The 13,490-nt window shown below is 52.8% G+C and carries 15 protein-coding genes; 2 read left to right on the top strand and 13 right to left on the bottom strand.

Annotated features, from left to right (window positions below):
- The 9 genes from tuf to fkpA all read right to left on the bottom strand — a co-directional run.
- Positions 1–1,154: elongation factor Tu (gene tuf, locus ABVN36_RS16775; RefSeq protein WP_108629465.1), on the bottom strand; the 1,154-nt coding region annotated here is incomplete at its 3' end.
- A 71-nt stretch (positions 1,155–1,225) separates the two neighbouring features.
- Positions 1,226–3,340 carry an elongation factor G gene (gene fusA / locus ABVN36_RS16780; protein ID WP_000124693.1) on the bottom strand — a complete coding sequence of 705 codons (2,115 nt, stop codon included), beginning with the start codon at positions 3,338–3,340 and terminating at the stop codon, positions 1,226–1,228.
- 96 nt (positions 3,341–3,436) lie between these two features.
- Positions 3,437–3,907: a 30S ribosomal protein S7 gene (rpsG, locus tag ABVN36_RS16785; RefSeq protein WP_001138043.1), complete on the bottom strand. Its 471-nt coding sequence runs from the start codon at positions 3,905–3,907 to the stop codon at positions 3,437–3,439.
- 95 nt (positions 3,908–4,002) lie between these two features.
- On the bottom strand, positions 4,003–4,377 hold the full coding sequence (gene rpsL, locus ABVN36_RS16790) for a 30S ribosomal protein S12 (RefSeq protein WP_000246815.1): 375 nt from the start codon (positions 4,375–4,377) through the stop codon (positions 4,003–4,005).
- Between the two features lie 125 nt (positions 4,378–4,502).
- Positions 4,503–4,790, bottom strand: a complete 288-nt coding sequence (gene tusB, locus ABVN36_RS16795) for a sulfurtransferase complex subunit TusB (protein ID WP_000903400.1) — start codon at positions 4,788–4,790, stop codon at positions 4,503–4,505.
- Between the two features lie 7 nt (positions 4,791–4,797).
- Positions 4,798–5,154 (bottom strand): sulfurtransferase complex subunit TusC, encoded by a 357-nt coding sequence (gene tusC / locus ABVN36_RS16800; protein WP_000820705.1) that lies wholly within the window; start codon positions 5,152–5,154, stop codon positions 4,798–4,800.
- Entirely contained in the window at positions 5,154–5,540 is a 387-nt protein-coding gene (gene tusD / locus ABVN36_RS16805; protein WP_023138257.1) for a sulfurtransferase complex subunit TusD, read from the bottom strand. Before tusD ends, tusC begins: the two co-directional genes overlap by 1 nt.
- Positions 5,540–6,262 carry a transcriptional regulator gene (locus ABVN36_RS16810; protein ID WP_000091471.1) on the bottom strand — a complete coding sequence of 241 codons (723 nt, stop codon included), beginning with the start codon at positions 6,260–6,262 and terminating at the stop codon, positions 5,540–5,542. The genes tusD and ABVN36_RS16810 overlap by 1 nt, the downstream gene beginning before the upstream one ends.
- Before the next feature lie 275 nt (positions 6,263–6,537).
- The gene (gene fkpA / locus ABVN36_RS16815; RefSeq protein WP_000838225.1) at positions 6,538–7,356 is read right to left on the bottom strand and encodes an FKBP-type peptidyl-prolyl cis-trans isomerase; all 819 of its coding nucleotides are present in this window, start codon (positions 7,354–7,356) and stop codon (positions 6,538–6,540) included.
- 219 nt (positions 7,357–7,575) lie between these two features.
- Between fkpA and ABVN36_RS16820 the strand changes: the two genes are divergently transcribed.
- The gene (locus ABVN36_RS16820) at positions 7,576–7,794 is read left to right on the top strand and encodes a protein SlyX (RefSeq protein WP_001152701.1); all 219 of its coding nucleotides are present in this window, start codon (positions 7,576–7,578) and stop codon (positions 7,792–7,794) included.
- Between the two features lie 188 nt (positions 7,795–7,982).
- On the opposite strand, the gene slyD is transcribed toward ABVN36_RS16820, so the two are convergent.
- The 4 genes from slyD to kefG form a co-directional block, all read right to left on the bottom strand.
- On the bottom strand, positions 7,983–8,573 hold the full coding sequence (gene slyD, locus ABVN36_RS16825) for a peptidylprolyl isomerase (RefSeq protein ID WP_000861341.1): 591 nt from the start codon (positions 8,571–8,573) through the stop codon (positions 7,983–7,985).
- 94 nt (positions 8,574–8,667) lie between these two features.
- Positions 8,668–8,868 (bottom strand): YheV family putative zinc ribbon protein, encoded by a 201-nt coding sequence (locus ABVN36_RS16830; protein ID WP_001007735.1) that lies wholly within the window; start codon positions 8,866–8,868, stop codon positions 8,668–8,670.
- Between the two features lie 10 nt (positions 8,869–8,878).
- Positions 8,879–10,684 (bottom strand): glutathione-regulated potassium-efflux system protein KefB, encoded by a 1,806-nt coding sequence (gene kefB, locus ABVN36_RS16835; protein WP_023138256.1) that lies wholly within the window; start codon positions 10,682–10,684, stop codon positions 8,879–8,881.
- The gene (gene kefG, locus ABVN36_RS16840) at positions 10,684–11,235 is read right to left on the bottom strand and encodes a glutathione-regulated potassium-efflux system ancillary protein KefG (protein ID WP_000081820.1); all 552 of its coding nucleotides are present in this window, start codon (positions 11,233–11,235) and stop codon (positions 10,684–10,686) included. Before kefG ends, kefB begins: the two co-directional genes overlap by 1 nt.
- 265 nt (positions 11,236–11,500) lie before the next feature.
- Here kefG and ABVN36_RS16845 point away from each other — a divergent pair, with 265 nt between their 5' ends.
- Positions 11,501–13,408, top strand: a complete 1,908-nt coding sequence (locus ABVN36_RS16845; protein ID WP_000634756.1) for an ABC transporter ATP-binding protein — start codon at positions 11,501–11,503, stop codon at positions 13,406–13,408.
- Positions 13,409–13,490: the final 82 nt, after the last annotated feature.

A 13,490-nucleotide genomic window follows, 5' to 3' on the forward strand; every position in this document is an offset into this window, starting at 1 on the left:
CCAACGGTACGGCCGCCTTCACGGATTGCGAAACGCAGACCGTCGTCCATCGCGATCGGGTGGATCAGGGTAACAACCATTTTGATGTTGTCGCCCGGCATTACCATCTCTACGCCTTCCGGCAGTTCGATGGTACCAGTCACGTCAGTAGTACGGAAGTAGAACTGCGGACGGTAGCCTTTGAAGAACGGAGTATGACGACCGCCTTCATCTTTGGACAGAATGTACACTTCAGATTCGAACTTGGTGTGCGGCTTGATGGTGCCCGGCTTAGCCAGTACCTGACCACGTTCGATTTCTTCACGTTTGATACCACGCAGCAGAACACCTACGTTCTCACCGGCACGGCCTTCGTCCAGCAGTTTGCGGAACATTTCAACGCCAGTACAGGTAGACTTCTGAGTCTCTTTGATACCAACGATTTCAACTTCTTCGCCCACTTTGATGATACCGCGTTCTACACGACCGGTAACAACGGTACCACGACCGGAGATGGAGAATACGTCTTCGATCGGCAGCAGGAACGGCTTGTCAATCGCACGCTCTGGTTCCGGGATGTAAGAATCCAGGAAGCCAGCCAGTTCGATGATTTTCGCTTCCCACTCTGCGTCGCCTTCCAGCGCTTTCAGAGCAGAACCACGAACGATCGGAGTGTCGTCGCCCGGGAAGTCGTACTGAGACAGAAGTTCACGAACTTCCATTTCAACCAGTTCCAGCAGCTCTTCGTCATCAACCATGTCGCATTTGTTCAGGAACACGATGATGTACGGAACGCCTACCTGACGACCCAGCAGGATGTGCTCACGGGTCTGCGGCATCGGGCCGTCAGTCGCAGCAACAACCAGGATCGCGCCGTCCATCTGAGCAGCACCAGTGATCATGTTTTTAACATAGTCGGCGTGCCCCGGGCAGTCTACGTGTGCGTAGTGGCGGGTCGGGGTATCGTATTCAACGTGAGAAGTGTTGATGGTGATACCACGCGCTTTTTCTTCCGGCGCGTTATCGATCTGGTCGAATGCACGAGCAGCACCGCCGTAGGTTTTAGCCAGTACGGTAGTGATTGCAGCGGTCAGGGTAGTTTTACCGTGGTCAACGTGGCCGATGGTGCCGACGTTAACGTGCGGTTTTGTACGTTCAAATTTTTCTTTAGACACGGCTATATTCCTTACTATAGCGCTCTCCCCTTCAGGAGAGAGCACGGGATTTTGGTTTTTAACCCTGCGGCTTATTTACCACGGGCTTCGATTACGGCCTGAGCAACGTTGTTCGGCGCATCATCATACTTCAGGAATTCCATAGTGTACGATGCGCGACCTTTGGTCAGAGAACGCAGCTGAGTTGCATATCCGAACATTTCAGACAGCGGTACTTCAGCGTGGATCTTAACGCCTGTAACTTCAGATTCCTGACCTTTGAGCATACCACGACGGCGGCTAAGGTCGCCGATAACGTCACCGGTATTCTCTTCAGGTGTTTCTACTTCAACCTTCATGATCGGCTCAAGCAGAACTGGTTTTGCTTTCTTAAAGCCTTCTTTAAAGGCGATAGACGCAGCCAGTTTAAACGCCAGCTCAGAGGAGTCAACGTCATGGTAAGAACCGAAGTGCAGACGCACACCGAGATCAACTACCGGATAACCCGCCAGCGGGCCAGATTTCAGCTGCTCCTGGATGCCTTTATCAACGGCCGGGATGTATTCGCCAGGAATTACACCACCTTTGATGTCGTTGATGAACTCGTAACCTTTCGGGTTAGAGCCCGGCTCCAGCGGGTACATGTCGATAACAACATGACCATACTGACCGCGACCACCAGACTGTTTCGCGTGTTTACCTTCGATGTCGGTAACTTTCGCGCGAATCGCTTCGCGGTAAGCAACCTGAGGTTTACCCACGTTAGCTTCAACGTTGAATTCACGCTTCATACGGTCAACGATGATATCCAGGTGAAGTTCACCCATACCAGCGATGATGGTCTGGTTAGATTCTTCATCAGTCCATACGCGGAATGACGGGTCTTCTTTCGCCAGACGGCCCAGAGCCAGACCCATTTTTTCCTGGTCAGCTTTGGTTTTCGGTTCTACCGCGATGGAGATTACCGGCTCAGGGAATTCCATACGTTCCAGAATGATCGGGTTTTCCGGATCACACAGGGTGTCACCGGTAGTCACGTCTTTCAGGCCGATAGCAGCCGCGATGTCGCCCGCGCGAACTTCTTTGATCTCTTCACGTTTGTTGGCGTGCATCTGAACGATACGACCGAAACGCTCACGTGCGGTTTTCACGGAGTTCAGTACGGTATCACCAGAGTTAACCACACCGGAGTACACACGGAAGAAGGTCAGGTTACCCACAAACGGGTCGGTAGCGATTTTGAACGCCAGCGCAGAGAACGGCTCGTCGTCGCTTGCGTGACGCTCAGCCGGAGTATCTTTACCGTCGTCCAGAATACCGTTGATCGCAGGTACGTCTACCGGGGATGGCAGGTAATCAATTACCGCATCCAGCATCGCCTGAACACCTTTGTTCTTGAATGCAGAACCACAGGTTACCAGGATGATTTCGTTGTTCAGAACGCGCTGACGCAGAGCTTGTTTGATCTCTTCTTCAGTCAGTTCTTCACCACCCAGGTATTTTTCCATCAGCTCTTCAGAAGCTTCTGCGGCGGACTCGATCAGGTTCTGGTGCCATTCGTTAGCCAGGTCCTGCATGTCAGCCGGGATATCTTCGTATTCGAAGGTAACGCCCTGGTCGGCATCGTTCCAGTTGATGGCTTTCATTTTCACCAGGTCAACAACGCCGGTGAAACCTTCTTCAGCACCAATTGCCAGCTGCAGCGGAACCGGGTTCGCGCCCAGACGGGTTTTGATCTGACCAACAACTTTCAGGAAGTTCGCGCCCATGCGGTCCATTTTGTTAACGAACGCAATGCGCGGAACTTTGTATTTGTTTGCCTGACGCCATACGGTTTCAGACTGCGGCTGAACACCACCAACTGCGCAGTAAACCATTACCGCACCATCGAGAACACGCATGGAACGTTCTACTTCGATAGTGAAGTCAACGTGCCCCGGGGTGTCGATGATGTTGATGCGATGCGGTTCATACTGCTTAGCCATACCAGACCAGAATGCAGTAGTCGCTGCGGAGGTGATAGTAATACCACGCTCCTGCTCCTGCTCCATCCAGTCCATGGTAGCTGCGCCGTCATGAACTTCACCGATTTTGTGGTTTACACCGGTGTAGAACAGAATACGTTCGGTAGTAGTGGTTTTACCGGCGTCGATGTGCGCACTGATACCGATATTACGGTAGCGTGCGATGGGTGTTGTACGAGCCATTTGATTCCTCGTTGATATCTTTAGGCGTTCAGTTAAGTTATCCAAAACGGGCGACTTACCTGAAGCGCCCGCCTGGTGACTATGACTCCGAAGGGATTACCAACGGTAGTGTGCGAACGCCTTGTTGGCTTCTGCCATACGGTGAACGTCTTCACGTTTCTTAACTGCAGTACCTTTGTTTTCTGCAGCGTCAGAAAGTTCGTTCGCCAGGCGCAGAGCCATGGATTTATCACCGCGTTTACGAGCAGCTTCTACGATCCAACGCATTGCCAGAGCATTACGACGGACCGGACGGACTTCAACTGGTACCTGATAAGTAGAACCACCTACACGGCGGGATTTAACTTCTACAGTCGGGCGAACGTTTTCGAGAGCGACTTCGAAAGCTTCCAGTTCAGATTTACCAGAACGCTGAGCCAGGGTCTCCAGCGCGCTGTATACGATTGATTCCGCAGTAGATTTTTTACCATCTACCATCAGGATATTGACAAATTTAGCCAGCAGTTCTGATCCGAACTTCGGATCCGGCAGAATTTTACGCTGACCAATGACGCGACGACGTGGCATGGAAATACTCCGTTGTTAATTCAGGATTGTCCAAAACTCTACGAGTTTAGTTTGACATTAATTTAAAACGTTTGGCCTTACTTAACGGAGAACCATTAAGCCTTAGGACGCTTCACGCCGTACTTAGAACGAGCTTGCTTACGGTCTTTAACGCCGGAGCAGTCAAGCGCGCCACGAACGGTGTGGTAACGAACACCCGGGAGGTCTTTAACACGACCGCCACGGATCAGGATCACGGAGTGCTCCTGCAGGTTGTGACCTTCACCACCGATGTAGGAAGTCACTTCAAAACCGTTAGTCAGACGAACACGGCAAACTTTACGCAGTGCGGAGTTCGGTTTTTTAGGAGTGGTAGTATATACACGAGTACATACGCCACGTTTTTGCGGGCATGCTTCCAGCGCAGGCACGTTGCTTTTCGCAACTTTGCGAGCACGTGGTTTGCGTACCAGCTGGTTAACTGTTGCCATTAAATAGCTCCTGGTTTTAGCTTTTGCTTCGTAAACACGTAATAAAACGCCCTCACACAATATGAGGACGCCGAATTTTAGGGCGGTGTCGAAAAGGTGTCAAGAAATATACAACGATCCCGCCATCACCAGGCCATCTGGTTGGCATACTTAACCGTGAGTCTGACAAACTCAGTATAGTCAACCCTGACGACACTGTCTGAAATTTGACCACCCAGGCCACGGGCGTCAATATCTTCTTTCAAGGCATAGACCGTTATGGGGGCATCGCGCAGACTTTCAAGGAAGCGGTTACCTTCAATCGCGACGGTAACGCCATCCTGGAGCAACAAAAGCGCATCGCCCTCTTTTAGCAGGCGCAGCAAAGCGGGAAAATCAACGCTCGAAGCGCAATGAGGTAAGGTATGCAGCATAAACGCCTCAGAATCTCAGGATGACATCATAGTTGCCAAGCTCGCGGCGTAACGCCACGGGTTCCAGCGGCGTGGCGTCTACCACAAAATTAACGTTTTCCAGACCACGCTCGCGCAGCGATGCCGCGCAGATCCAGCATTGATCAATATCGTACAAATCAAAGAGCTTGAAAGTAGCAATATAGTCACGCGCCAGCACAGCGTCTGGTTTTTGTCCCGGTAATAACTGAAAGACGCCGTCGCTGATAAAAAAGACGCCCAGCGCTTCCGTTAGCGCTGACGTCGCCAGCAGCGCATCCAGTCCTTCACGGCCTGAGGCGCTGCCGTGCGGCGCGGTGGAAAAGACAAATGCAATACGTTTCATTAAAACTGCACCACCCGATCGCAGGTGAGAGATGCCTCCGCCAGCGCGCCCAGGCCGCTTAGCGTAAAGCCCGGCTGAAGATTGGCGGACGGCAACGACAGTCTGCCGGCTTCAGTTTCATCAATAATACCGCGACGAAGCGCCGCCGCGACACAGATGTTCAGCGCTACGCCATGCTGCGTATTCAATTTCTGCCAGGCGCGTACCAGATCATATTCATCGCTCGCCGGCGAGGTCAGGAGATTGGCGTTATAGACCCCTTCCCGATAGAAAAAGACGCTGGCTAACTCATGCCCCTCATTGAGCAGCGCGTGGGCGAACTGCAATGCGCTGCTGGCCTGCTGGGTGCCATATGCCGGCCCGGTGACCATAATGGCATAACGCATTATTTATCCTGCCCCTGAAAATCGCCGCTTTTGAACTGGCGAATATAGAGGTAAACCGTGTGTTTTGAGATATTCAGACGATCGGCTACCTGGTTAATGGCGTCTTTAATATCGAAAATGCCTTTTTCGTACAAGTTAAGGACGATCTGACGATTTTTCGCATTGTTAGAGACATTACGATCGGCATTCACTTCTTCGATCGTGAACTCCAGCGTCTGGGTGACTAAATCTTCGACTGAGGAGGCAAAATTAACCGCTGAGCCGACTTCCGGCGTTTCCGGCGGAATAAAGGTATTCATAATCTGTGAAAATGGCACATCAAGATTCATGTTGATGCACAGTAGACCAATGACGCGCTGCTCGCGGTTGCGAATGGCAATCGTCAACGACTTCATCAAGACACCGCTTTTCGCGCGCGTGAAATAGCATTTCGACACGCTACTGTCCGCCCCTGTCATGTCGTGCAACATACGCAACGCCAGGTCGGTAATCGGCGAGCCAATTTTACGGCCCGTATGTTCGCCATTGGCAATACGAATGGCAGAACATTTTAGATCCTGCAAAGAGTGCAATACGATTTCACAATGGGAACCTATAAGCATCGCTAACCCGTCCACTACCGCTTCGTAGGATTTCAGAATATCGAAGTCGGTTTGCTCGAAGGGACGCTGATCCAGCAAATCAAGTTCACTGGTTTCGTTGGTTAAAAGCGACCTGGACATGAAAAAAAACACTCCTTTTCAGGAGCCTGTCGTTATGTTTTCAGGGCAGGCTCATTATTTACGCGGATGATTAAATTAATACAGTGAGGGTTCATCTTTCCAGTACTAATTTGCTCGTCTATTTCAGACTACGTGTGCGTTGGCGGTCATTCAGCCTACGGTCTCGCCCTTAACGACCAGCGCAAGCGCCGTTATCCGCAAATCAAATTATGGTGAGTAATATATCCAGCCTGAATAAAAAAACCGCCGCTATTACAAGCGGCGGCTCTCAGTTTTTATTTTTTAGCAGCATCTGCGGCTTTAGCGTCAGCCGCATCGGCAGGTTTAGCATCCGCTTTCGGCGCTGGTTTGATATCCAGCAGCTCTACGTCGAATACCAGGGTGGAGTTCGCCGGGATACCCGGAACGCCCGTTTTACCGTAGGCCAGCGCCGGTGGGATAACCAGCTTGATCTTGCCGCCTTTCTTAATATTTTTCAGGCCTTCAGTCCAGCCAGGGATAACGCCGTCCAGACGGAAGGAGAGCGGTTCGCCGCGCGTGTAAGAGTTATCAAACTCTTTACCGTCGATCAGCGTACCTTTGTAGTTCACCACAACGGTATCGCTATCTTTCGGCGCTTCGCCTGTGCCTTCTTTCTCTACTTTGTAAAGCAGACCGGTAGAGGAGGTTTTCACGCCTTTCTCTTTAGCAAAAGCGTCGCGGAACGTTTTACCTTTTGCTTCGTTATCGGCAGCGTCTTTTTCCATCTTCGCCTGAGCAGCGCTCTTCACACGTGCTTCAAACGTCTGCAGCGTTTGCTCAATTTCCTGATCGGACAGTTTGCTCTTATCGGCAAAGGCATCCTGAACGCCGGCAATCAACTGATCTTTATCCAGTTTGATGCCCAACTTTTCCTGCTCTTTAAGCGAATTTTCCATGTAACGACCCAGCGAGGCGCCCAGCGCATAAGCCGCTTTTTGATCGTCGTTTTTAAATGCTGCTTTGCTATCAGCGGTAGCTGCCGGTTTCGCCGCATCAGCAGCAAAAGTGATCGGTGCGTGCATAGCAACGGCCATCGTAGTTGCCAGCAGCGTGGCTTTAAACAGTGATTTCATCCATATCTCCAGGGCCGGGGCATCTCGCCCCATGTTAACTTACGTAAGAAGCGTACTATAAATCGTTGCAGAACAAATCAACATACGAACACGCCCTATTATCACTTCTTTTCAGACTCTTTTTGTTTAAATTAGTTTCGTAGGGCGCGTAATGGTTGCTGTGAAAGCCGGTAAAGTTAAGTAGAATCCGCCGACGGAGACAACATAAAGAGGTACATCATGCAGGATATCACGATGGAAGCTCGTCTGGCTGAACTGGAAAGCCGTCTGGCGTTCCAGGAGATTACCATAGAAGAACTAAACCTGACGGTAACCGCACATGAAATGGAGATGGCGAAGCTGCGCGATCATCTGCGTTTGCTCACGGAAAAGTTAAAAGCCAGTCAGCCGTCAAATATCGCCTCTCAGGCAGAAGAAACGCCGCCGCCGCATTATTGAGACGAAAAAAAAGCGGGGATAACCCGCTTTTTTTGTGCCCGATGATTTATCGAACCAATGATAATACCCTAAGGATTTCGAGTCACAGCAAGGCGGCAAGCTTGAAAATTCCCCGGGAGCATAGATAACTATGTGACCGGGGTTTGAAAGCGTAGCCAACACCGCGGTGGCTTGAAAGACGACGGGGATTAATGGCAACCGCAGCCGCCTTTACCACCACCGCCGCAGCAGCCTTCGCCGCCGTGCTCGTGACCATGGTCATGACCATGACCGCCACAGCAGCCATCTTCACCGTGATCGTGGTGGTGATCGTGCGCGCCGTGAACATGACCGTGAGCCAGTTCTTCTTCAGTCGCTTCACGAATCGCAACAACTTCTACGTTAAATTTCAGATTCTGGCCCGCCAGCATGTGGTTACCATCAACCACAACGTGATCGTCTTCCACTTCGGTAATCTCTACCGGTACCGGGCCCTGGTCGGTTTCCGCCAGGAAACGCATCCCTACCTGCAGTTCATCAACGCCCATAAAGACGTCTTTAGGCACACGCTGCACCAGATTTTCGTCATACTGACCGTAAGCGTCGTTCGCGCCAACAGCGACATCAAATTTGTCGCCAACTTCATGGCCTTCCAGCGCGGTTTCCAGACCAGAGATCAGGGAGCCGTGACCGTGCAGGTAATCCAGCGGCGCACTCACCGGAGACTCATCAACCAACACACCGTCTTCTGTACGTACCTGATAGGCCAGGCTGACCACCAGGTCTTTTGCTACTTTCATGATATCTCCTGAGCATGGGAAGAATAGTGGCGCAGATTGTAGCGGAATTCTGCAGCCGTGTACCCCTTAGCTTAAAAAAACCTGCGGCATATCGCTAGTCCGGATGAAAAATCCCGATCACTTGCTCTTCTTTGCGAACATGCTCGCGGACGTCTTTATCCGCTTCCCGCATTTGATGCCCGCACTTAACGCATTCAACAATATCGACATTATTTTCACGCCACATCGCCATTGTATCCTGCGCCTGACAGGCCGGACATTTCGCGCCTGCAATAAAACGTTTACGGATTGCCATTGTTTTACCCCTACTCAAATTCATCCCAGCCATCCAACTGGCGCCGTTCCTGTTGCATTTCGCGCTGAAAAATCTCCTCCAGTTCGCGTCGGGCCTCTCTGGCGCGCGAAATCTGTACCATGTCGCTATGCTCCGGGATCAGCTCCCGCAACATTCGCATATCCAGCCGGCGAAAATGCAACTGCGCGCGTTGCGCCTGATGCGGATGCATACCTAACGACACCAGAGTTTTACGTCCCAATTCCAGCGCGCTGGAAAACGTTTCACGGGAAAACTGCGTGACGCCAGCCTGTAATAACTCATGGGCCTCCACACGTCCACGCGCTCGCGCAAGAATATGCAGATGAGGAAAATGCTGCTGACACAGCGCCACCAGCTTCATCGTGTCTTCCGGTTCATTACACGTGATGACTATCGACTCCGCCGCTTCCGCGCCCGCAGAACGCAGCAGCTCGACTTGTGTAGCGTCGCCGTAATACACTTTATAACCATATTTGCGCATCAGATTAACGGCGCCGATATCGCGTTCCAGCACGGTGATACGCATCTTATTCGCCATCAATAAGCGAGCGATCACCTGACCAAAACGGCCAAAGCCGACGACAATTACCTGGGGCTTATCATCCTCAACCCACGGCTTTTCATCATTCTCTTCCGGGCCATTAAGGCGGCGCGATAACCACTTATCAATCCCTTTCATCAGTAGCGGCGTGGTCATCATTGATAACGTGACAGTCACCAATAATAACGCCATCTGATCGCCCTGAAACAGGCGCTGAGAAGAGGCGGTAGAAAAGAGCACAAAAGCGAACTCGCCCCCCTGGCTCAGCACGCTGGCAAACTGCATCCGTTCAGAACTTCTTATTCCATATAACCGCGCCAGCAGATACAGCGTCAGCATTTTTATGACGACCAGAATAACAACGCTCGCCGCCACCCACAGTAAATGGGTATAAAGTACGCCGAGATTTAGCGACATACCGACGGAGATAAAGAACAGCCCAAGCAGTAAACCTTTAAAGGGATCGATAGCGTTTTCCAGCTCATGCCGGTATTCGCTCTCTGCCAGTAAAACGCCGGCAATGAAGGTTCCCAGGGCCATCGACAGTCCCAGCGCATCCATAAATAAGGCGGCGCTCAACACCAGCAACAGCGTCGCGGCAGTGAAGACCTCCCGCACGCCGGACGCAGCAATAAAACGAAATACCGGGCGCAACAGGTAGCGGCCGCCAATCAACATTACCGCGAAGGCCAATACCTTCATTGCCACTTTAAACCAGTCGAAATGCTCGTCGGCCGATCCCGCCAGTAAAGGCACCAACGCCAGCGCGGGGATCACCGCTAAATCCTGAAACAGCAAGACGGAAAACCCTAACTGCCCGGACTCGCTACGGTTCATGCCTTTCTCGCGCATCAGTTGTAGCGCCATCGCCGTCGAAGACATCGCCAGGCCAATCCCGCCGACGACCGACGCCTGCCATAAGAAATCAGCAAGCATCAATAATCCCGCCAGCACCGCCGCGCTTAACAGCACCTGAGCAGCGCCGACGCCGAAGATAGAGCGCCGCAGTTGCCAAAGCCGGGACGGATTGAGTTCGAGACCAATGATAAACATCAGAAACACGACGCCCAGTTCGGAAAAGTGCAGGATCTCGTCAACGTCGCTGATAAATCCCAGCCCCCACGGACCAATCGCGATTCCCGCCAGCAAATACCCTAGCACCGCGCCGATGCCCAGCCTGGCGGCTAACGGCACCGCCGCCACCGCCGCGAAGAGGAACAACACTCCCGCGGTCAATAAATCAGCACCTTCCATCAATAGCCTCCCGCGCTCACAGGATTCGCCAGCCACTCGCCATAGGCTTTCGCATGACTGGCCAGCGTCTGCGGCGACTGGCGGCGCGCCCAGTACACAATAATGGGCGGCATCCAGTGCATCCGGCACATGGCCGCGGTCAGTTCAAAAGGGCGGAGTACATCGCTCATTGGATAGCGGTTTAGCGCGTCATACCGGTAAGCGCTCTCCGGCTCGCCGGTCGTAATCACGCTACGCCAGTACTTTCCCACCAGTTGGTTTCCCCCTGGTCCGCTGGCGAACCCCCGACTCAAAACGCGATCAAGCCATTCTTTCAGTAAAGCCGGACAGCTATAGGTGTAAAGGGGATGCTGAAAAACAATGACGTCGTGCTCACGTAACAGGGCTTGTTCATAGGGCGTGTCGATAAAAAAATCAGGATAGCGCGCATAAAGATCGTGCACGGTTACGTTATTGTGCTGTATGGCCGGTTTAAGCAGTACCCGGTTAGCAACCGAGTCCTGAGATTCCGGATGGGCATACAACAGCAAGACTTTCGCTGGCTGAGACATCAATCCCCCTCCCGGTTGTTTTGGGTCGATACATGCCATTCTTCAGGCCGCTTCTACGTTGATAGCGTTTGTTCAACTCAGAAACGTACTCTATGTCCGCCGCTGGGGATTAATGAGAGATATTCTTGTCCCTCACCAAAGGCGGCCTGAATGATTTTGTGTATCGTTGTTGTTTTGAGCTACCATTGCGCTCCAGCGCGGCGGTACGCCCGAATATTACATTATCATAATGATAAATTAACATAGTCTGAACATACGGCGCCTTATGATTGTTTTCTCCTCGTTACAAATTCGTCGCGGCGTGCGCGTCCTACTGGACAATGCCTCGGCTACCATTAATCCAGGCCAGAAAGTCGGCCTGGTGGGTAAAAACGGCTGCGGTAAATCTACCCTGCTGGCATTGCTAAAAAATGAAATCAGCGCCGATGCCGGGAGTTTTACCCTGCCCGGAACCTGGCAATTAGCGTGGGTGAATCAGGAAACACCTGCGTTGCCTCAGCCAGCGATTGAGTATGTCATTGACGGCGACCGTGAATACCGGCATCTGGAGGCGCAGCTTAACGACGCCAACGAACGTAACGACGGACATGCTATCGCCTCCATACATGGCAAGCTGGACGCCATCGACGCATGGACCGTTCGTTCGCGCGCCGCCAGCCTGCTACACGGTCTCGGCTTCTCTAACGATCAGCTGGAACGTCCGGTCAGCGACTTTTCCGGCGGCTGGCGGATGCGCCTTAACCTGGCCCAGGCGCTGATTTGCCGTTCCGATTTACTGCTGCTCGACGAACCGACCAACCACCTCGATCTGGATGCCGTTATCTGGCTGGAAAAATGGCTGAAGAGCTATCCAGGCACCCTGATTCTGATCTCCCACGATCGCGATTTTCTTGACCCGATAGTGGATAAAATTATCCATATCGAACAGCAGACTCTGTTCGAGTACACCGGTAACTACAGCGCGTTTGAAGTTCAGCGCGCCACGCGCCTGGCGCAGCAGCAGGCGATGTATGAGAGTCAGCAGGAGCGTGTGGCGCATCTGCAAAGCTACATCGACCGTTTCCGCGCCAAGGCCACCAAGGCCAAGCAGGCGCAAAGCCGTATCAAGATGCTGGAGCGTATGGAGCTGATTGCGCCGGCTCATGTCGACAACCCGTTCCATTTCAGCTTCCGCGCGCCGGAAAGCCTGCCGAACCCGCTGCTGAAAATGGAAAAAGTCAGCGCAGGTTATGGCGATCGCATCATTCTGGAATCCATCAAGCTGAACCTGGTGCCCGGCTCGCGTATCGGCCTGCTGGGCCGCAACGGCGCGGGGAAATCGACGCTGATCAAGCTGCTGGCGGGCGAACTGGAACCGTTGCACGGTGAAATCGGCCTCGCCAAAGGCATTAAGCTCGGCTACTTCGCCCAGCACCAGTTGGAGTTCCTGCGCGCCGATGAATCCCCGTTGCAGCATATGGCGCGTCTGGCGCCGCAGGAACTGGAGCAGAAGCTGCGCGACTATCTCGGCGGCTTCGGTTTCCAGGGCGACAAAGTAACGGAAGAGACGCAACGTTTCTCCGGCGGCGAGAAAGCGCGCCTGGTGCTGGCGCTGATTGTCTGGCAGCGTCCAAATCTGCTGTTGCTCGATGAACCGACCAACCACCTGGATCTCGACATGCGCCAGGCGCTCACCGAAGCGCTGATTGATTTCGAAGGCGCATTGGTCGTCGTGTCGCACGACCGCCACCTGATTCGCTCCACCACTGACGACCTCTATCTGGTTCACGACAAAAAGGTCGAACCGTTCGACGGAGACCTGGAAGATTATCAGCAGTGGCTGAGTGACGTGCAGAAGCAGGAAAACCAGGCCGACGACGCGCCGAAGGAAAACAACGCCAACAGCGCCCAGTCACGCAAAGATCAGAAGCGTCGCGAAGCCGAGCTACGCACTCTGACGCAGCCGCTGCGTAAAGAGATTACCCGTCTGGAAAAAGAGATGGAAAAGCTCAACGCCCAGTTAGCGCAGGCGGAAGAGAAGCTCGGCGACAGCAGCCTGTATGACCCCAGCCGTAAAGCGGAGATGACCGAGTGTCTGCAACTGCAGGCCAGCGCCAAATCCGGGCTGGAAGAATGTGAAATGGCATGGCTTGAGGCGCAGGAGCAGCTTGAGCAGATGATGCAGAACGACTAAGAGCCTATCCCATTAGGCTATTTTATTCGCCATTTTAGGGCCGGGCAGTGCTCGAAATCCTCACGTACTATGTGTACGCTCC

Source organism: Salmonella sp. SJTUF15581 (assembly GCF_043356775.1).
Classification (GTDB): Bacteria; Pseudomonadota; Gammaproteobacteria; order Enterobacterales; family Enterobacteriaceae; genus Salmonella; species Salmonella enterica.